This window comes from Phyllobacterium bourgognense (assembly GCF_003337575.1).
GTDB lineage: Bacteria > Pseudomonadota > Alphaproteobacteria > Rhizobiales > Rhizobiaceae > Phyllobacterium > Phyllobacterium bourgognense.
Genome location: NZ_QPJM01000001.1, coordinates 80,703 through 99,203 on the forward strand (window position 1 = coordinate 80,703; position 18,501 = coordinate 99,203).

Annotated in this window: 18 protein-coding genes; 9 read left to right on the forward strand and 9 right to left on the reverse strand. The window is 55.6% G+C overall.

Features of this window, described 5'->3' with window-relative positions; all coding sequences use genetic code 11:
• Positions 1-29: 29 nt before the first annotated feature.
• Positions 30-1,541 carry an L-piperidine-6-carboxylate dehydrogenase gene (gene amaB / locus C7476_RS00400; RefSeq protein ID WP_114427957.1) on the reverse strand — a complete coding sequence of 504 codons (1,512 nt, stop codon included), beginning with the start codon at positions 1,539-1,541 and terminating at the stop codon, positions 30-32.
• 83 nt (positions 1,542-1,624) lie between these two features.
• The gene (gene hglS / locus C7476_RS00405) at positions 1,625-3,031 is read right to left on the reverse strand and encodes a 2-oxoadipate dioxygenase/decarboxylase HglS (RefSeq protein ID WP_114428503.1); all 1,407 of its coding nucleotides are present in this window, start codon (positions 3,029-3,031) and stop codon (positions 1,625-1,627) included.
• 123 nt (positions 3,032-3,154) lie between these two features.
• Between hglS and C7476_RS00410 the strand changes: the two genes are divergently transcribed.
• The gene (locus tag C7476_RS00410) at positions 3,155-4,069 is read left to right on the forward strand and encodes a LysR family transcriptional regulator (RefSeq protein WP_114427958.1); all 915 of its coding nucleotides are present in this window, start codon (positions 3,155-3,157) and stop codon (positions 4,067-4,069) included.
• A gap of 113 nt (positions 4,070-4,182) precedes the next feature.
• Complete coding sequence (locus C7476_RS00415) at positions 4,183-5,466, forward strand: NAD(P)/FAD-dependent oxidoreductase (protein ID WP_114427959.1); 1,284 nt, start codon at positions 4,183-4,185, stop codon at positions 5,464-5,466.
• A gap of 419 nt (positions 5,467-5,885) precedes the next feature.
• Here C7476_RS00415 and C7476_RS00420 read toward each other — a convergent pair whose 3' ends face one another.
• Positions 5,886-6,362, reverse strand: coding sequence for an Hsp20 family protein (locus C7476_RS00420; protein ID WP_114427960.1), 477 nt, complete (start codon positions 6,360-6,362; stop codon positions 5,886-5,888).
• 329 nt (positions 6,363-6,691) lie between these two features.
• Between C7476_RS00420 and C7476_RS00425 the strand changes: the two genes are divergently transcribed.
• The gene (locus tag C7476_RS00425; protein WP_425373924.1) at positions 6,692-7,558 is read left to right on the forward strand and encodes an endonuclease/exonuclease/phosphatase family protein; all 867 of its coding nucleotides are present in this window, start codon (positions 6,692-6,694) and stop codon (positions 7,556-7,558) included.
• On the opposite strand, the gene cls is transcribed toward C7476_RS00425, so the two are convergent.
• Complete coding sequence (cls, locus tag C7476_RS00430; RefSeq protein WP_114427961.1) at positions 7,530-8,990, reverse strand: cardiolipin synthase; 1,461 nt, start codon at positions 8,988-8,990, stop codon at positions 7,530-7,532. The two genes, C7476_RS00425 and cls, sit on opposite strands and share 29 nt — an antisense overlap.
• A gap of 14 nt (positions 8,991-9,004) precedes the next feature.
• Entirely contained in the window at positions 9,005-10,504 is a 1,500-nt protein-coding gene (locus C7476_RS00435; RefSeq protein WP_114427962.1) for a sensor histidine kinase, read from the reverse strand.
• 253 nt (positions 10,505-10,757) lie between these two features.
• Between C7476_RS00435 and rpmH the strand changes: the two genes are divergently transcribed.
• The 4 genes from rpmH to yihA all read left to right on the forward strand — a co-directional run bounded on the left by rpmH (position 10,758) and on the right by yihA (position 13,991).
• A complete protein-coding gene (gene rpmH, locus C7476_RS00440) occupies positions 10,758-10,892 on the forward strand; it encodes a 50S ribosomal protein L34 (RefSeq protein ID WP_040853797.1) in 135 nt (44 codons plus the stop codon).
• Between the two features lie 47 nt (positions 10,893-10,939).
• Positions 10,940-11,302 (forward strand): ribonuclease P protein component, encoded by a 363-nt coding sequence (gene rnpA, locus C7476_RS00445; RefSeq protein ID WP_114427963.1) that lies wholly within the window; start codon positions 10,940-10,942, stop codon positions 11,300-11,302.
• 32 nt (positions 11,303-11,334) lie between these two features.
• The gene (gene yidC / locus C7476_RS00450; RefSeq protein ID WP_114427964.1) at positions 11,335-13,188 is read left to right on the forward strand and encodes a membrane protein insertase YidC; all 1,854 of its coding nucleotides are present in this window, start codon (positions 11,335-11,337) and stop codon (positions 13,186-13,188) included.
• Positions 13,189-13,358: 170 nt separating this feature from the next.
• Positions 13,359-13,991, forward strand: coding sequence for a ribosome biogenesis GTP-binding protein YihA/YsxC (gene yihA / locus C7476_RS00455; RefSeq protein WP_245426068.1), 633 nt, complete (start codon positions 13,359-13,361; stop codon positions 13,989-13,991).
• Positions 13,992-14,068: 77 nt separating this feature from the next.
• Here yihA and C7476_RS00460 read toward each other — a convergent pair whose 3' ends face one another.
• The 3 genes from C7476_RS00460 to C7476_RS00470 all read right to left on the reverse strand — a co-directional run bounded on the left by C7476_RS00460 (position 14,069) and on the right by C7476_RS00470 (position 15,962).
• Entirely contained in the window at positions 14,069-14,620 is a 552-nt protein-coding gene (locus C7476_RS00460) for a fasciclin domain-containing protein (RefSeq protein WP_114427965.1), read from the reverse strand.
• Positions 14,621-14,715: 95 nt separating this feature from the next.
• Positions 14,716-15,426 carry an anti-sigma factor gene (locus C7476_RS00465; protein WP_181872302.1) on the reverse strand — a complete coding sequence of 237 codons (711 nt, stop codon included), beginning with the start codon at positions 15,424-15,426 and terminating at the stop codon, positions 14,716-14,718.
• On the reverse strand, positions 15,423-15,962 hold the full coding sequence (locus C7476_RS00470; RefSeq protein WP_114427967.1) for a sigma-70 family RNA polymerase sigma factor: 540 nt from the start codon (positions 15,960-15,962) through the stop codon (positions 15,423-15,425). Before C7476_RS00470 ends, C7476_RS00465 begins: the two co-directional genes overlap by 4 nt.
• Before the next feature lie 161 nt (positions 15,963-16,123).
• Here C7476_RS00470 and argB point away from each other — a divergent pair, with 161 nt between their 5' ends.
• Positions 16,124-17,026, forward strand: a complete 903-nt coding sequence (gene argB / locus C7476_RS00475; RefSeq protein ID WP_114427968.1) for an acetylglutamate kinase — start codon at positions 16,124-16,126, stop codon at positions 17,024-17,026.
• A gap of 14 nt (positions 17,027-17,040) precedes the next feature.
• On the opposite strand, the gene C7476_RS00480 is transcribed toward argB, so the two are convergent.
• The gene (locus C7476_RS00480) at positions 17,041-17,523 is read right to left on the reverse strand and encodes an Lrp/AsnC family transcriptional regulator (RefSeq protein ID WP_271895734.1); all 483 of its coding nucleotides are present in this window, start codon (positions 17,521-17,523) and stop codon (positions 17,041-17,043) included.
• A gap of 117 nt (positions 17,524-17,640) precedes the next feature.
• Here C7476_RS00480 and phhA point away from each other — a divergent pair, with 117 nt between their 5' ends.
• Positions 17,641-18,474 (forward strand): phenylalanine 4-monooxygenase, encoded by an 834-nt coding sequence (gene phhA, locus C7476_RS00485; RefSeq protein ID WP_114427969.1) that lies wholly within the window; start codon positions 17,641-17,643, stop codon positions 18,472-18,474.
• Positions 18,475-18,501 lie beyond the last annotated feature (27 nt).

Below are 18,501 nucleotides of genomic sequence, written 5' to 3' on the forward strand. Positions count from 1 at the left end.
GTTTCCGGGGAACGGCTTTTGAAATCTGATTAGTCGATGTCGAAGGATACGCCCTGAGCCAATGGAAGGGCTGACGAATAGTTCACCGTATTCGTGGCACGGCGCATATAGGCCTTCCATGCGTCCGATCCGGATTCGCGCCCGCCACCCGTTTCTTTCTCGCCGCCGAAGGCTCCGCCGATTTCAGCGCCGGATGTGCCGATATTGACGTTGGCGATACCGCAATCTGATCCATCAGCGCTGAGGAAACGTTCGGCTTCCTGTAAATTGAGCGTGAAAATCGAGGATGAAAGCCCCGCTCCGACGGCGTTGTGATCGGCAATCGCTTTATCGAAATCGCTGTATTTCATGACGTAGAGGATAGGCGCGAAGGTTTCTTCGGTAACCGGCCCATCCTGTTGCGGCATTTCGACGAGAGCGGGACGGACATAATAGGCATTGGCGTATCCGGTATCGATGCGCGCACCGCCCGTTACCTTGCCACCATGATCGATTGCTTGCCTAAGCGCCTTTTGCATATTGTCATAGGCTGCCTTGTCGATAAGTGGGCCGACCAACGCCGATGTATCGAGCGGACTGCCGACGGAAACACTCTCATAGGCTTTTTTCAGGCGGGGCACGAGCGTTTCATAGACGCTTTCATGTACGAAAAGACGGCGAAGGCTCGTGCAACGCTGACCGGCGGTTCCCATTGCACCGAAGGCAATTGCACGCAGTGCCATGTCGAGATCGGCCGAGGGGCAGACGATGCCGGCATTGTTGCCACCAAGCTCGAGAATCGAGCGGGCGAAACGCTTGGCGAGACGCGGTCCGACCTCACGGCCCATGCGGGTCGATCCTGTTGCTGATACGAGCGCGACCTTCGGATGGTCGACGAGTGTCTCGCCAACGGTGCGGTCGCCCATCAGCACCTGGGTAAGGCCGGCGGGAACATCACCAAAACGCTTGGCGGCGCGCTCAAAGATAGCTTGGCATGCAAGCGCGGTTAGAGGTGTTTTTTCCGATGGCTTCCACACAACAGCATTCCCGCAGACGAGTGCAAGCGCCGTGTTCCACGACCAGACGGCAACCGGGAAATTGAAAGCGGAAATAACCCCAACGACACCAAGGGGGTGCCAGGTTTCCATCATGCGATGTCCGGGACGTTCGGTTGCGATGGTCAGGCCGTAGAGCTGGCGCGACAAGCCGACAGCAAAATCGCAAATGTCGATCATTTCCTGGACTTCGCCGAGGCCCTCGGACGGGATCTTGCCAGCTTCGATCGAAACGAGGCGGCCGAGTTCACTCTTCAGCGCGCGCAACTCTTCACCGAACAGACGCACGAGTTCGCCGCGCCTTGGGGCAGGAACAAGCCGCCATTCGCGGAACGCTGCATCAGCCTGTTCGATGGTCTTTGCCGTATCATCTGCTGAATGAACCACGACATCGGCGATTTTCTCTCCGCTTACGGGACTAAAAGAAGGCATATTGCCTCCGGTATAGGCGGATTCAGCTACACCGAGCTTGGAAAGGAGTGTTTTCACTTCTTGAGCAATGGTCATCTTGCTTTCCTTTTTATCTGTTTGCCTGCCGATTTGGGGGGCAGCTTTTATCAGGCGGTTCGAATTTGTAATACAGGCGCTGCTTAGCTTGCGAGCGCGATGGGTTTGAAGTGTCTCAGGCATGCATCGATAGATGCTTTTTCAAGACTTTCATAATGCGCGAATTCATCGAGAACCGGCACGCCAAGCTGGTCCTCGAATTCCCGCTGACTGGGGCTAGCTGCGAATTTTTCGCTCGCGTCGTCGCCGAGATTGGATTGGAAAATTCCGGCGGCACTCACCGGCAGAAAATCCTCATAGACGATCGGGTCGAACTGGACGGCGCCCATCGCGATGAGGGTTTCGATGTTGGCGGCTTCGCGAGGCGACAGCGTGTTCAGCGGAAAGCACTCGACGACAGAATAGCGGAAATAACCGAGCCCATTGACGCGGATATCATCCCAATCATCCGGGAAGGCATTGAACGCACCAGCCAGCGCAGCAATGTAGGCTTCGGCGTTCGAGCCATCTGCGGCAGGGCGAACTACTTCACGCGATCTGGCGAGGAGCTGGTCGTATAGCGCACGTCCTTTAGGTGTCAGCGCGATGCCGCGCTGCTCGATTTCGCCGAAGCGGGCCGTATGCGAGCCCGCTTCCCATTGGCCTAGGGTGTTGCGGAACGATACATTTTCCTCAAGTGCCTTGAAGGAGGTCTGGCGCAAGAGAATGGGGCAGGCCCGGGTAGGAGGGCCTTCGATCACCGCCTTTGGCGAAATACCGTGTGCAGGCATCAGGTCCTGAACGGCATCGATATTCAATGTGCGCGGCGTCAGATGATTGATGTGCGGCCCCTTAAAAGACACGACATCGGCGATCAGCCGGTGGGCATCGTGCAGGCGATAATAAAGGTCAGTATTGACACACGCATGGTCGTGCCAACGGAAAGTCTCGAGGATTTCCTGTACGAAAAGCGCCGCATCGTCCACGTTGAGGCCGCCATCAGCCTCGGCCTTCTCGATGAGAGAAATCGCCTCGTCGGTGAAAATCTGCCGTGCTTCGAGGATCTTCCGGGCTTCATCGCGAAGCTCACGATCCGCAACGAGATCAAGCCGCAGCAATGAGGTAAAAACCCGAAATGGATTGATCTTCAACGCCGCATCGCTTGACGGCCGGAAGGCGGTGGAATGGACGGGAACGCCGGCCTCACTCAGATCGTAATAACCGACCGGATACATGCCCATGATGGCGAACACACGGCGTAACATTGAGAGTTCGGCGGCGGTGCCGACGCGGATAGCACCGTGCCGCTCTTCCGAAATCCGGTCAAGCGTGTCGGTTTTTTCCAGGCGGTGTCTTAGTTCCGGCGATGCGCCAAGCGTTTGTGCGTTCACTTTCGCGACAAGCGACAGAAGTGTTCCATAGGCGGGAACTTCCGTCCGGTACATGGATGACATGGCTGAAGAAAAAGATGCGCGGATAGCATCTGTCGAGACAAAACTTGTTGATTTCACAATGATGGTTCCGTTGCAGTGATGCGACAGCAAATTTCATCGCCGTCATGCTTAAACTGGATTATAGATAAGATAATGGCCCGCGGATTGCGATGATTCAAACTGGGTTGATGCGAGACACGAATGAAGTTAAGCCGCAGATTGATCCCGGACATCGATATTCTGCAGACATTCGAATGTGCGGCGCGGCATGGCAGTTTTACCCAAGCGGCGAGAGAGCTCAATCTTACGCAAAGTGCTGTCAGCCGGCAGATGAGTGAACTCGAAGGCCAGATCGGCGTGCTGTTGTTCGAACGTATCCGCCAACGTGTCGTCCTTTCCGATGCCGGGCAGAAGTTTCTTCCGGAAGTACGGCGCCTGCTCGGTATGACTGAAGAGACGATGCTCCGTGCCATGGCGGCGTCACAGTCGGCATCCTCCCTGAATATCGCCACGCTGCCTACCTTCGGCAGCCGCTGGTTGATGCCAAGGCTTCCCGATTTCTTGCGCCGCCATCCCGAAATGGCGCTCAGCGTCGCATCGCGGTCGCAACCCTTCGATTTCGAGGAGGAGCCTTTTGATCTGGCCATCCACTATGGACAGCCGGTCTGGGCGCATGCCACATGCACGTATCTCTGCAGTGAACTGATTGTACCCGTGGGGAGCCCGGAGCTTTGCACAGCCAACCCCGTAAACACGCCGGCTGAACTGGCAAGCTCCGCGCCGTTACTGCATCTCTCGACACGGCCCAAGGCTTGGGCCTCCTGGTTCGAAACAGTGCAGGCAGAGATTGCCACGCCCTACAAGGGGCATCGTTTCGAACATTTCTCCATGGTTATAGAGGCAGCGCTTGCCGGTCTGGGCTTCGCGTTGCTGCCCCGTTATTTGATTGAGCAAGAAGTCGCATTAGGGCGCTTGCTCGTGCTGTTCGAGCAGCCACTCCAGACCGAGAATAGCTACTATCTTGTGGTGCCCGACCACAAGAAGGAGAACGTTTTGGCACAAAGCTTCTTCACCTGGATAGCCGATCAGGTCACCGAACGACCGACGCGACCCTAATCATTCGATAACCGCATCATGTCTTCAAGAAATTTCATTTCCGTTGGCAAGATCACATCCTATAACGACATGATAATGCGCCGGTTATCTCTGGCCGACCTGACGGTGATCCCATGCTGAATGATGAGCGTTCCCACGGCCTGTGGGAAAAGACCGCGCCGCCTGCGCCGACGACGGAACGGCTGCAGGGCAACATATCTGTAGACGTCGCAGTGATCGGTGCGGGCTTCACCGGACTTTCCGCCGCGTTGCATCTGGCCGAAGCAGGAACGAAGGTGGCGGTCGTTGATGCCGTCGAGATTGGGTTCGGCGGCTCAGGCAGAAATGTCGGCCTCGTTAACGCGGGCATGTGGGTTATGCCAAATGATCTGCCGGGGGTATTGGGAGAGCTTCATGGTGAGCGCCTCCTGGAGCTGCTAGGAAACGCGCCGCAATCGGTTTTCAATCTTGTCGATAAGTACAAGATTGACTGCGAACTCGAGCGCAAAGGCACACTGCACTGTGCGGTTGGCCAAGATGGGCTGAGACAGCTGGAGCAGCGCGCCGAACAGTGGCTCACCCGTGGCGCTGCGGTTCGACTGCTGGATGCAAAAGAAACCGCCGCCAAGGTGGGTTCAAATGCGTTTGCTGCGTCGCTTCTCGATAACCGGGCGGGCACGATACAGCCGCTGGGCTATGTTCGCGGGCTCGCGGCAGCTGCTCTGGGGGCCGGCGCTGCTGTTTATACCGGGACGCCGATAATGGCGACGGAGCGTTCGGGTGAGCGTTGGGCTTTGCGAGCACCTTCAGGCACGATTACCGCTGATTGGGTGGTCGTTGCCACTAACGCCTATACGACATCACCTTGGCCGGAATTGCGGGCGGAACTTCTGCATCTCCCCTATTTCAATTTCGCCACAGCGCCGCTGCCGGAAGAAGTGCGGAAAACTGTCCTTCCCGAAAGGCAAGGCGGCTGGGATACGAGAGAAATATTGAGCTCCTTCCGCATGGACCGGGCAGGGCGACTGATTTTCGGCAGCGTCGGTTCATTGCGCGGCACCGGCATGGCCGTGCACAAGGCCTGGGCCGCGCGCTCTATCCGTAAGCTTTTTCCGCAGATCAAGGATGTAAGATTTGAAGCTGGATGGTACGGCAAGATCGGCATGACGAGTGACAGTCTGCCGCGCTTCCATACGCTCGCACCGAACATCATAAGTTTCAGCGGTTATAATGGCCGCGGCATTGCGCCGGGCACAGTATTCGGGCGTCTTCTTGCTGAGCATATAGTCGGCAAGATCACCGAGGCTGACTTGCCACTACCGGTAACCGCGCCAAAGGATCAGGGCTTGCGGGGAATTAGAGAAGGATACTATGAAGTCGGTGCGCAACTTGCGCATCTTGTTGGAAATAGGTTCTAAACAAGCATTGTTATTGCTTGTTGTGCCGTTCATTCAACAACACGATCAGTCAACGCCCGGCAGCGCCACGCAAGCCTCGGCCACCAAGGACCGAGGCCTGCTCCATCACGGGGACGGTCATCGCCAGTGGTTCATCAACTTTTTGTCGACCTGAACCGGTGCCTCATGCATCCCCCTTTTGCCTTCCGTAAAATTTCGGAAATCGACTGCGCTGGGGGCGGATCACTTGGAGCTTGTGCCTTTACCTTTTGCAAAAGCTCCGGCGGGGCGGGCCGTTTGCCCGGTGGGTTAAAATTCGTAGCTTGCATGTTGCATCTCTCCCAAGAACAACAAAACGCACATGGACTGCGGTGCCTCCTATGCTCCGTCTCCCGCCCCAACGATCCGAGGCGAGAGGCGGCCCCACTTGGCTCTAGCGATCACGCCGCGTGACTATCCTCAACCTGCCTGGAACTTTCGCCAACGATAGTGTCGCCGGTACCGCCGATCGCAATCCGACGTGGCTTCATTTCCTCCGGAATCTCTTTCTTGAGTTCGATCACTAGTAATCCATTGTCGAGACGTGCATCGATAACTGTCACGTGGTCGGCAAGTTCGAAGCGGTGAACGAACGGCCGCAGTGCCAATCCGTGATGAAGATACTGCAACTCCTCTTCGCCCGACTTGTCGCCCTTGACCACAAGCATGTTGGGCTCATGGGTGATCGACAGATCATCTTGCGCAAAACCGGCCACAGCGATGATAACCCGGTATTTGTCTTCGCCGAGTTTGACGATGTCATAAGGTGGCCATTTGTCCGAACCCTGAGGCTGGGCAGAGTTTTCAAGCAGGTTGAAAATGCGGTCGAAACCGACGCTCGACCGGTAGAACGGGGAAAAATCGACGTTGCTTCTCATAGCTAAGTCCTCCTTTGAGCAACATAGAAATGAGGCGCGCCAAGAAGCTTGGCGCTCCCTGACTGTCGGCCCACCAGTGCGACCGACGGCGAAAAATTTGGTTATCGTGTTGTACGCTGTCAAGGTTTTTGGGAGGAACCAGAACAAAAAATATGCGGAGTGCCGATGACACACATCAGTCCGTCGTTCCACCCCGCCCTGATCCATGCGGGGACGAGGTGGACGAAGGTTAACAGGTCATCTCTATAGAGAGGAGTATACGGTTGGCGATGGCTTGAACTCCATCTACTCATTCGCTTGCCATTCTTGGCATCCCGACATATCTCTAGGTGATGGACAGTAAGAAGCCGATGCGGCATACCAGACCCAGCGTCTCCGCCAGCATTTTCGCCGCGGTCAGGAACCGTAACAAACGCCCGGCTGGCATCACCCGCGTCGTGCGCAATGATCTGCTGATCGCTTCCTATAATGTCCACAAATGTGTCGGGATCGACAAGAAATTCGATCCAGATCGCGTTGCCCACGTGATTGGCGAAATCGGAGCGGACGTGATCGCCATCCAGGAGGCAGACAAGCGTTTTGGCGAAAGGACAGGCTTGCTTGATCTTGCCCGTCTCCATCGCGAGAACAGCCTTGTTCCGGTTCCGGTGACTTCGCTTTACCCAAAAGGTCATGGCTGGCACGGCAATCTGCTGTTGTTCCGCGAGGGCGTCGTTCGCCGTGTCCAGCAACTTGTACTACCTGGCCTTGAGCCGCGCGGTGCACTAATGGTCGATATCGATCTGGAAGCGGGCCCACTTCGCATCATTGCCGCACATCTCGGCCTCCTCAGACACTCGCGGCAACAACAATCGGAAGCAATTTTGAATGCCGTGAAGGCGGATCCATCGCGTCCAACTTTGCTATTGGGCGATTTGAACGAATGGCGCGTGGGCAAAGGTTCGTCATTGCACTTTCTTCGCCCGGTCTTCGACCCGGCAAAAAATGCGGTGCCAAGCTTTCCGTCGCGGTTTCCTGTCCTGGCCCTGGACCGGGTTCTTGGCCACCCGCACAGCCTCGTTACGACGATCGAGGTTCACGACACACCCTTGGCCCGTGTTGCATCCGATCATCTGCCGATCAAGGCCTATGTCGATCTGAAATCGGCATTGGCCGAGACGGGAGAAATCAAAGATAGGGCGAGCCTAGCCAGATGATTCGCTCTATCAGGCGTACCCAGAACGACCTGGCGCGCAGGTTTTGAAGCAGAACCGGTTTCGCTGAAGTCATCGCCTTCTCGACAAGCGCTTCCACTTCGGACGCAAATGCCGCATCCATTACCTCGAGATCGACTTCGAAATTCAGCCGTAACGATCGCGGATCAAGATTCGACGATCCGACATAGGACCACTGTCCATCAACTACGAGTAACTTGGAGTGGTTGAAGTTGCCGGTCGCACGCCAGATGCGGCAGTGACCCTTGAGGATCTGGTCGAACTGTGCCGTCATGGCGCGGTCCACCAGTTTGAGGTTGTTGATTGAAGGCACGACAATGTCGACCTCGACCCCGCGGCGTGCCGCCGTTACCAGAGCGCTGATCAATTCGCGGTCCGGCAGAAAATAGGGCGACATGATGCGAATGCGTGACTGCGCGATGGAAAAGGCCCCCATAAGCATCCGGTGATTGGCTTCGACACTGCGATCCGGTCCCGACGGTACGGCGCGAATGAACACAGGATCCCCCGGCTGTTTTTCCGGCGTGGCAATATGCCAAGGCTCCCCTTTAAGCGTCTCATGCGTTGCAAATCGCCAGTCCTCGGAGGCAATATGAAACAGATCCGTCACTATGGGCCCGGTTAATCGGAAATGCGTGTCCCGCGCATTGTCTTCGCCCATGACTTCCGCGGAAAAACCCGCCCTGATATTCATGCCGCCAGTAAACGCTACACGCCCGTCGATAATCATTATCTTGCGATGGGTACGAAGATTGGCATAGGGCAAGCGTAAGCCCATGATGATATTGCCGTTGAAGACGTCGACTTTCACGCCGTGTTTGGCGAGATAGCCAACGATGCTTGGAATGGAATATCGAGCACCCACAGCGTCGATCAGTATTCTCACTTCGACCCCACGCTTGACAGCTGCGATCAGCGCGTCGGCGATGTGCAGGCCAAGCTTGTCGCGATCGAAGATGTACGTTTCAATCAGAATGCTATGCTTAGCTTGGTTAATCTCGGACAGCATCGCGTGATAGGCTTCATCGCCGCCTTGCAATATGTCGATGTTGTTGGCGGTCGTAAGCCGGCATCGGCTTACGCGGTCTCCAAGTGTTTTCATTGCCACAAAACGCTTTTCGAAATGCGCCAGAACCTGTTTGTCCTTGGCATCGAAACGCATGAAGACGTCTTGGCCAATCTCGTGCAGGAATTTGCGTTGCGAGGAGATGGACGACCGTCTGATGCGGTTAATCCCTGCGACGGCATAGATGAGTGCACCGATGACCGGGGAAAGGATGATCACGCCGACCCAGCCGATGGCGGCGCGAACCTCTTCCTTGGTCATTGTAGCGTGAACGGCCGCCGGGACGCCGAGAACGATCGACAGTACAAAGAAGATATGCGGCAGGTGGGTATAGAGGTAATCAGCCATTGCGGCGTTTCATGTCAGGACGCTGAGTCCCGGCGGGAACGCCATTCGGCCAAGGACACCGGCTGGTCCGGAATGCGAATTTCAAAACTTGTTCCCGCCCCATCGCCGCCGCGTAACTCAATCGTTCCCCCGTGAGCTCGTACCAGTTCATGAACAATAGCAAGACCGAGACCGGTGCCACCTGATCGCGCCGACCCTTTGAAGGCGGTGAACAGATTTTCGCGCGCTTTGGGAGGCAGACCGGGGCCGGTATCGTCAATGCCGATGATAGAGGTCGTGCCGATCTGTCCTGCAGTGATTGTCAATCGCTTGACCACGGACGGATCACTTCGGGTGTCGCTGGCCATAGCTTGAACCGAGTTGCGGCACAGATTGGAAATGACGCGGAAGAATTGGTCTGGGTCGACATCGATTTCAAAGTCGGGCGGCACCAGGTTCTTGAATTCGATCTCCGATTTTGCGTCGAGACTAAGCATCTCCTCAACGTCGCTGATGATCGTGCGCAGCTTGACCCGCCGTCTTTGCGGCGGTGCTTCCTGTGTGCCGCCATAGGCGAGCACGGTCTGGGAATAATTGATCGCGCGATCAATGGTACGCACCAATTTAGGCACGAAACGCTGGATCGCCGGATCGCTGGTGTTTGCGAGGTGATCGGATATGAGCTGCGCCGAGGCCAGAATATTGCGCATGTCATGATTGATCTTGGATACCGCAAGGCCCAGATCGGCAAGGTGCTTCTGCTCCGACAACGTCCGTTGCAACTGGTGCTGCATATCTGCGAGCTCGCGCTGGGCGATGCCGAGTTCGTCTTCGCGAGGTTCCGGCTTGATAATACGTTGCGGATCGTCCGGTGCCTGGGCAAAGGCCAGCATGTTGTCACTCATGCGCTGGATCGGTCGGATGAGCAGGCGGCTGATCGTCAGGAAAACCAGGCCCGCCGTAATGAGCGAAATAAACAACGAGATCAGTGCGACATTCCTGGCATAGCGCAACATCGCATTGCGCAACGGGGCGTCGGAGGTAAGGAGTTCGATAACCTTGCCGGTATCTCCAACCGGACCATAGACACGGATAATCCGGTGTCCGCCGTTGATGAGCGTGTCGAATGCATCGCGGATCATTGTAACCGGATCCGTGACAGTGATGTCGATGTGCTTGTCCACTTTGGAAGGCATCTCCGATACCGCAAGAAGCCGGGAGGCTCCTTTTTCGCGCAAAACAATCGCCTTCGTTCCTGTCGCAAGAAGGACGTCATTCTGCACTGATTGCGGTACATTCTCGCTATCGCTCGCAGCGAGCACCACGCTGGCCGCAGCAACGGTGTTGAGCCGGTCGGAAAGCCAGCGTACACGCATATCTGCAATGATGGGGATGAAAATCATCACTTCCGCGAGAAGGCCGAACAAAAGGGTGAGGCGCAGCAACTTGCCGGAAAGACGTTTCAGAACGGGCAAACGCCGACCGGCATGCAGAGGCACACTCGTGTTTTCTGGCTTTTGCTGCGTTGCCGTCATGTACGCTCCATCGGCATTCGATGTAGGTCAAATGCTTGTCCAGCACAATAAATCAGTTGCGTGGATTTGCCTATTTTTGAATCTTGTCAATCAATTGACTTATCAGCATCCTGCCTCTATAAGCCGCGCACGTCCGGGCTGACCGCCCCCACGACGAATATCGACGGCATATTCGCATATGCTAACGGCGGTCCTGATATGCTCCTGTCAAGAACAGACCACAAGAAGGGCCGCACACCGCGGTATTTAACAAATGAAGCGTACTTATCAGCCATCCAAGCTTGTCCGCGCACGTCGTCACGGGTTCCGTGCCCGCATGGCAACGGCAGGCGGCCGCAAGGTTATTGCAGCGCGTCGCGCTCGCGGTCGCAAGCGGTTGTCGGCATAAGGCATTCCGCGCAGACTTGTGCGGTTGGCCAGAGTTGGCACTATAGAATGAATGAGCAAAAACCACTCCGCCTTCGCAAGAGAGCGGAGTTTTTGGCTGTCCGAAACGGAGAAAAGCGCCGCGGCGTCTACTTTCTTGTCGAAGTCAAAGAGCGAGAGGACCAGGTTGGACCCCCGCGCGTCGGTTTCACGGTCACCAAAAAGAACGGGAATGCTGCTATCCGCAATCGCATCAAGCGGCGCCTCAGAGAGGCGGTGCGCGTCAATGTTGCTGATGACATGCAAGCTGGAACCGACTATGTGATCGTTGCTCGCCGCGATGCGCTGAACGCGCCGTTCGCTGACTTGACGCGGGAACTCTCCAAACGGGTTTCCAGGAAAATATTGACCCGGCGTTCGACGAAAGCCTAGCAGGTAAGGCGAACCCGACCCAAGGACTGACAATGGAAACCAACCGTAATTTCTTCATCACCATTGCCTTGTCCATTGTGATCCTGACGCTTTGGCAGGTGTTCTACATGAACCCCAAGATCGAAGCGCAGCGCGAACAGGCCCAGATCGAGGCCACGCGGCAAGGACAAACCCGTGTTGACGGACAGGCAAGCACGCCGGCAGGTACTGCCACCAACGGCAATGCAACAAATAATCTTCCGTCGTCGACCCCAGCTGCTCCTGATGCCAATGTTCCAGGCCAGTCGCAAGATGCTACCCAGGCAGGTAGTCTCACGCGTGCCGCCGCCCTTGGTCAGACACAGCGTATCAGGATCGATACACCCAGCCTGGGCGGCTCGATCAGTCTGACCGGTGCGAGGCTCGATGATCTGCAGCTGAAGCATTATCACGAGACCGTCGACGATAATTCGCCCAATATCGAGTTGCTGAGCCCTGCGCAGATGGCCGATGGCCAGTTCGTGGAGGTCGGGTTCACGGGAAATGATCTGACCGGGACCGTCCCAGGCCCGACGACCGTTTGGACTCGCGAGGGCAACAATGATTTGACGGCGTCCACACCTGTGACGCTGTCCTATACCAATGAGAAGGGTCTGGTCTTCAAACGGACGATCAGTGTCGACGAGAACTACATGTTCACAGTAAAGGACGCTGTGACCAACACGACCTCAGCACCTGTTTCGCTGGCCTCTTACGGACGTGTGACGCGCTTCTCGAAGCCTCTGCATGCAAGCACTTACGTGCTGCACGAGGGTCCGATAGCCGTGGTCAACGACAAACTGATCGAATACAAGTTTGCAGCGATCGAAGAAGAGCGGGAAGTTGCGCCAGACCGGTCGATCACCGGAGGATGGGTTGGAATTACAGATAAATATTGGGCTGCTGCGCTCGTTCCAGCACAGGCAACGCCGTTCAAGATACGCTTTTCATATTTCGATGACGGACGTCCGCGCTATCAAAGCGACTATCTCTCTGATCCGGCGACAGTCCAGCCGGGCCAGACTACATCGACCGACAACCTCATATTCGCAGGGGCGAAAGAGGTCGGCAAAATCAATGCCTATATGAATGACCTGCATATTCCGCTCTTCAAGAACTTGATCGACTGGGGCTGGTTCTATTTCATCACCGAACCGATGTTCTATCTTATCGACTGGCTCTACAAGGCTATCGGAAACTTCGGCGTCGCCATTCTGGCGGTGACTGTGATCCTGAAAGCCTTCTTCTTCCCGCTTGCCAACAAGTCTTATGCCTCGATGGCGAGGATGAAGCTGGTGCAGCCGAAGATGACGGAAATCCGTGAGAAATATGCGGATGACAAGGTCAAACAGCAGCAAGCCATGATGGAATTATACAAAACGGAGAAGATCAATCCGATTGCCGGCTGTTGGCCTGTCCTGATTCAGATTCCGGTTTTCTTTGCGCTCTACAAGGTTCTCTACGTGACCATAGAAATGCGCCACGCGCCGTTCTTTGGCTGGATCCAGGATCTGGCTGCTCCCGACCCGACATCGTTGTTCAATCTCTTCGGCCTTATCCCGTGGGCGGTCCCAGCGTTCCTGATGATCGGCGTCTGGCCTTTGATCATGGGCGTCACGATGTTCCTGCAGATGCGCATGAACCCGACACCGCCGGATCCGACCCAGCAAATGATCTTTAACTGGATGCCGCTCATATTCACATTCATGTTGGCGACTTTCCCGGCAGGATTGGTAATCTACTGGGCGTGGAACAATACTCTGTCGATTATCCAGCAGGGCATCATAATGAAGCGCCAGGGGGTCAAGGTTGAATTGTGGGATAATCTCACCGCGCTTTTCCGCAAGAAACCGAAACCCGCCGAATAGTAGTGAATCACTAAGCCAAGCAGATGGCCCCCGGCTTGATCGGGGGCTTTTCTTTTGCGCGGTTGACAAGCCTCCCATAAACCTTGATGCAATCATGGCCGGCGGCAAATGGATGGAAGAAATTGAGCGAAACGCAGCAAAACATAAACAGACTTGTCGAAAAGGGCAGAATGCTCTTCGCGCAGGGCTGGGTTTTCATTCGCGGTGTTCCTGCGATGAAGTTTCTGCCGCCGGAGGGCCCGGTCGAAATTGCGTTCGCCGGACGCTCCAACGTTGGCAAATCATCGCTGATCAATGCGATCATCGGCCAAAAGGGTTTGGCGCGAACGTCGAATACACCTGGACGGACACAAGAGCTCAACTATTTCGTTCCGGATGGCCATTCTGGCGAAGACGGCGATCTTCCTCCCCTCGCGGTCGTGGATATGCCGGGCTATGGTTTCGCTGAAGCGCCCAAAGAACAGGTCGATGCCTGGACACGGCTGGTCTTCGATTACTTACGCGGACGCACGACGCTCAAGCGTGTCTACCTGCTGATTGATGCCCGCCACGGTGTGAAGAAGAATGACGCCGAGGTGTTGGACTTGCTTGATCGAGCTGCTGTGTCCTACCAAATCGTCTTGACGAAGATCGACAAGATAAAACCCGCTGGTGTGCCGCGTTTGATTGAAGAGACAGCGCAGGCTATCAGAAAGCGTGCCGCAGCCTATCCGGAAATCCTGGCGACATCGTCTGAAAAAGGTGGCGGGCTGGATGAACTCCGGGCGGCAATTGCCCAGCTTCTCGAAGAACAGCGTAAATAAAAAAGCCCCACGCGATCCGGCGGATCGGCGGGGCAAAAGCCTGGTTCACTCTGCGCAAATGAACCAGGCGTCTCTGATTACATTTTTGGCAGAAGAACCTTGTCGATCACATGGATGACGCCGTTCGATTGCTTGACATTGGCGATGGTGACTGTAGCCACCGTGCCGTTTTCATCGGTCAGGGTAAGCTTCTTGCCCTTGTATTTGGCGGTCCATACGCATCCACCGACCGTCTTTACCGGATGAGCGCCTTCGTCATCATCGATCATCTTCATGATGGCCTTGGATGAAGCGTCGGCAGCAACGACGTGACAGGTCAGGATTTTCGCCAGCTTTTCCTTGTTTTCAGGCTTTAGCAGCGTGTCGACGGTTCCTTTCGGAAGCTCGGCAAATGCCTCATTTGTAGGGGCGAACACAGTAAAGGGCCCCTTGCCCTGAAGCGTTTCGACGAGGCCGGCCGCTTTGACCGCAGCAACCAGTGTCGTGTGATCCTTGGAGTTCACTGCATTTTCAATGATATTCTTGTTCTCGTACATGGCCGCACTGCCAACAGTCGGGTTCTTGGCATACGCAGTTCCGGCAACCAGCATGGCCGAAAGTGCGATCAGGCCCAATGATTTCTTCAACATAGTTCATCTCCATTGTTTGTTTCCCCTCAGGTGAGGACAGATGGAGATACGGGAGGGTGGAGGCTTAAGTTTCAGGCGTCGTCAAAATTAACGCTCTAAATTTTGCGCACGATGCCCGCAGCGACAATTGGGCCGGTGGGCGCGCCGCCTGGTGCACCTCCAACAGGCTCTACAGTCAAGGCCAGTGTCGTACCATCACGCAATTTGGCGAGTAATAACGACGGCAGGTTGAACTCTGTCACTTGCGGGGAAACCATCAGGCCGAGCGAGACGGGCGCTTCGTTGCCGGCAATCAGCCAAAGTTCGAGCGAACGGTCCTTCGGCATGTCGCCGCTGACGACGGTTACTTTCAGTTTCTTGGTCTGGTCATCAAAAATCGCCAGCGTGTGAACGTTGCTGCCTTGTGTCTCCATCGATGCGACCAGTTGCTCGCTGATCCGGGCAGGGCGCTCGATCAAATCACGGCCAATGCCGATCACAGCAAAAGCAAGTGCGGCGAAGGCCAGTCCGCGCCAAAAGGCAATATTGTTCCAGAACGACGAACTGGCGACCACCTCGATGGCAAACAGGCGTTGATCGATCCGGCTCTTCAGATGTTGGGGAGCCTGCGCCGCGTCGTACTCATCGTTGAGAGGGTCGAATTGTGTCTGCCAGCGTGCAACCAGTTCCGCAAACGGCTTGTCCGTTTCGATACGGCGCGCAACCTCCCGACGCTCCTGCTCGGGGAGCACACCCAACACATATTCGGCGGCGATGAAATCATCGCCCTCCGGTATCGTGTTGTCATCGGGTTCAGTCGGGCTCATCCCTCCAGGCATTCCTTCAGTTTGATCAGGCTGCGGCGCAGCCAGGTCCTCATTGTATTCAACGGCACATTATGGCGGCTGGCCAGTATTTCGTAACTGTCGCCATTCAGATAGGCGCCACGGACGGCCGCTGCTCTGTCTGCCTCCAGCTGGCCAAGGCAATCATAGATCCGTTGCGCTTCCCCACTGGCGACAGCGGCCTGTTCGGGATTGGGTGACGGCTCAAAAACCTCTGCAGCCTGATCCAATTCGACTGCGGCAGGCTTGCGGGACCGCAATACGTCAATGCAGTGGTTGCGGGCGATCGCCACCATCCATGAAATAGGACTGGTGTCCGCGACGGCGAATCGGCCCGCTTTGTTCCAAATCTTGACGTAGATGTCCTGTAGCGCGTCTTCTGCTTCCGTTCGATTACCCAAGACACGCAGGCATACACCAAAAAGTTTCGCGCTTGTGGCGGCATACAGCACATCGAAGGCCGCGCGGTCCCGTAGTGAAACTCGCGAGATCAGCTCCGATATGCCTTCAGGCGTCATATAAATGGCGTTTCCAACTTTTATCACTCAATTTAAATCTGCCGACAGGTTGCGCTGTCAATGGCGGATGAAAAAAACGTCTGCCCCTGGCCTAAATCATGTTTGCCCGAAAGCGTCTTTAGCGTTAAGAACCCCCGTCCTTCCCAAGCTGGAGCTTGCGCATGTCCTCCGCATCCGACGCCGACCACACTGCTGAAATTCAGGCAAGCCTGCTTTCCGCTGCTCTGCCCTATATGCAGCGCTATGAAAACAAGACCGTCGTCGTAAAATATGGTGGCCATGCCATGGGTGACGCGGCTCTAGGCAAGGCGTTTGCCCGTGACATAGCGCTTCTCAAGCAGTCCGGTATAAACCCCATCGTTGTCCACGGCGGCGGACCGCAGATCGCATCCATGCTGGCACGCATGGGCATCGAGTCCAAGTTCGAAGGCGGCCTGCGCGTAACCGACGCGAAGACGCTGGAAATCGTCGAGATGGTGCTCGCGGGCTCGATCAACAAGGAAATCGTCGCTTTGATCAATGCCGAGGGCGAATGGGCAATCGGCCTGTGCGGCAAGGATGGCAATATGGTCTTTGCCGAAAAGGCGAAGAAGACCATCATCGATCCCGATTCCAACATCGAGAAGATCGTCGACCTCGGATTTGTCGGCGAGCCGGTGGAAGTCGACCGCACGCTGCTCGATCTTCTCGCTCGTTCCGAGATGATCCCCGTCATTGCGCCCGTTGCGCCCGGGCGTGATGGCCACACTTATAATATCAATGCGGATACGTTTGCTGGCGCCATCGCCGGCGCACTTGCGGCATCTCGCCTTCTGTTCCTGACGGATGTTCCCGGTGTTCTCGACAAGGACAAGCAGCTTATCAAGGAACTTTCCGTCGCGCAGGCACGCGCGCTGATCAAAGACGGCACCATATCAGGAGGCATGATCCCGAAGGTCGAAACCTGTATCGATGCGATCAATCGCGGTGTCGAGGGTGTGGTTATCCTTAATGGCAAGACTCCTCATTCGGTTCTGCTCGAACTTTTCACAGAACGCGGTGCGGGAACGCTACTCGTTCCTTAGGTTCCTGGCCCTAATCATTTCTTGAGATGATCGAGCGGGATTTTCCCGGGCCCTTTGATATTCTGCAGCACGAGTTGGGTATGCACATCGCGCACGCCCTTCAATCGCATCAGCCTGTGCATGACGAAAGCATTGAGATCGTCCACGGTGGGCACCATGACGTGCAGGAGAAAGTCATGTTCGCCGGTCATGGTCCAGCACGACGAAACCTCGTCCATTCGCTGAATTTCTGCGATAAAGCGCTCGGGAGAATCGTCACTATGGGTGTTGAGGCGCACCTGTATGAAGACTTCTACCATCAGTCCGATCGATCGTCTGTCAATGGTGGCTGCAAAGCCTTTGATAACCCCGCTTTCCTGCAACTGCTCGAAGCGGCGGGCGCAGGGCGTGGCGGACAGGCCGATCAATTGGGCGAGGTCAGTTATCGCAACGCGCCCATTGCTTTGGAGAATCTGTAGCATCTTGATTTCGAAGTCGCTGAATTGAGGTGAAGTCACTCAAAATTCTCCCTATCATTTGTTAATTCACTCATAATGATGCTTAGCGCAGCTGATTAAGTCAAATTCCCTCATTTCCCCATCGTATCCTCCTGGAAACCAATCGAGGAGGAAACGATGACTATCAGCGTTGAGGCTTATGCGCGGGAGTGTGCCGAACAGGGACTTCGCGGTAACTACGCGGTCTGCCAGGCGGATTTCACCGTTGAACAGAAATATGACTATTCCGATGAAGACCAGGAGGTCTGGCGTACTCTTTGTGATCGCCAGACGAAATTGACATCGAAGCTTGCCCACCACAGCTATCTCGACGGCGTGGATGCCTTAGGACTTCTCGACCGAATACCGGATTTCCACGAGGTAAGCGAGCGGCTTCATAAGTTGACCGGTTGGGAAATCGTTGCCGTTCCGGGCCTTATCCCGAATGAGCCGTTTTTCGATCATCTCGCCAACCGGCGCTTTCCGGTGACGAACTGGCTGCGCAGCAAGAAGGAACTCGACTATATCGTTGAGCCGGACATGTTTCATGATTTCTTCGGTCACGTTCCTATTCTCAGCCAACCGGTATTTGCGGATTTCATGCAGCTCTACGGCGTAAAGGGCGGAGCAGCATCACGCATGGGCGGGGAACAACTGGCAGGCCGGCTTTATTGGTACACTGCCGAGTTTGGCCTCATGCGTGAGGGGGGAGCATCACTCAAAGCGTTTGGTGCCGGTCTTATGTCGTCGTTCAGTGAACTGCAATTCGCCGTGACGAGTCCGGACGCCCATCACGTGCCGTTTGATCTGGAAACGGTGATGCGTACGGCATATGAAATCGACAAGTTCCAACGGGCATATTTCGTGTTGCCATCCTTTGCCGCGTTGAGAGATGCGTTTGAGAAAGCCGACATGGCGAAACTGATTGCGCGCTGGAACGATGTTGATCCATTGGATCCGGCAACGGTCTGAGATAGCCAGAAACGAACCGCTATAGAC

Coding starts and splice junctions, on each gene's coding strand:
- argB (WP_114427968.1), top strand. CDS start 16,124: ATGTCCTCCGCATCCGACGCCGACCACACTGCTGAAATTCAGGCAAGC.
- phhA (WP_114427969.1), top strand. CDS start 17,641: ATGACTATCAGCGTTGAGGCTTATGCGCGGGAGTGTGCCGAACAGGGA.
- yihA (WP_245426068.1), top strand. CDS start 13,359: ATGCTCTTCGCGCAGGGCTGGGTTTTCATTCGCGGTGTTCCTGCGATG.
- C7476_RS00435 (WP_114427962.1), bottom strand. CDS start 10,504: ATGACGGCAACGCAGCAAAAGCCAGAAAACACGAGTGTGCCTCTGCAT.
- C7476_RS00465 (WP_181872302.1), bottom strand. CDS start 15,426: ATGAGCCCGACTGAACCCGATGACAACACGATACCGGAGGGCGATGAT.
- amaB (WP_114427957.1), bottom strand. CDS start 1,541: ATGACCATTGCTCAAGAAGTGAAAACACTCCTTTCCAAGCTCGGTGTA.
- rnpA (WP_114427963.1), top strand. CDS start 10,940: ATGAATGAGCAAAAACCACTCCGCCTTCGCAAGAGAGCGGAGTTTTTG.
- C7476_RS00410 (WP_114427958.1), top strand. CDS start 3,155: ATGAAGTTAAGCCGCAGATTGATCCCGGACATCGATATTCTGCAGACA.
- yidC (WP_114427964.1), top strand. CDS start 11,335: ATGGAAACCAACCGTAATTTCTTCATCACCATTGCCTTGTCCATTGTG.
- cls (WP_114427961.1), bottom strand. CDS start 8,990: ATGGCTGATTACCTCTATACCCACCTGCCGCATATCTTCTTTGTACTG.
- C7476_RS00415 (WP_114427959.1), top strand. CDS start 4,183: ATGCTGAATGATGAGCGTTCCCACGGCCTGTGGGAAAAGACCGCGCCG.
- rpmH (WP_040853797.1), top strand. CDS start 10,758: ATGAAGCGTACTTATCAGCCATCCAAGCTTGTCCGCGCACGTCGTCAC.
- C7476_RS00460 (WP_114427965.1), bottom strand. CDS start 14,620: ATGTTGAAGAAATCATTGGGCCTGATCGCACTTTCGGCCATGCTGGTT.
- C7476_RS00420 (WP_114427960.1), bottom strand. CDS start 6,362: ATGAGAAGCAACGTCGATTTTTCCCCGTTCTACCGGTCGAGCGTCGGT.
- C7476_RS00470 (WP_114427967.1), bottom strand. CDS start 15,962: ATGACGCCTGAAGGCATATCGGAGCTGATCTCGCGAGTTTCACTACGG.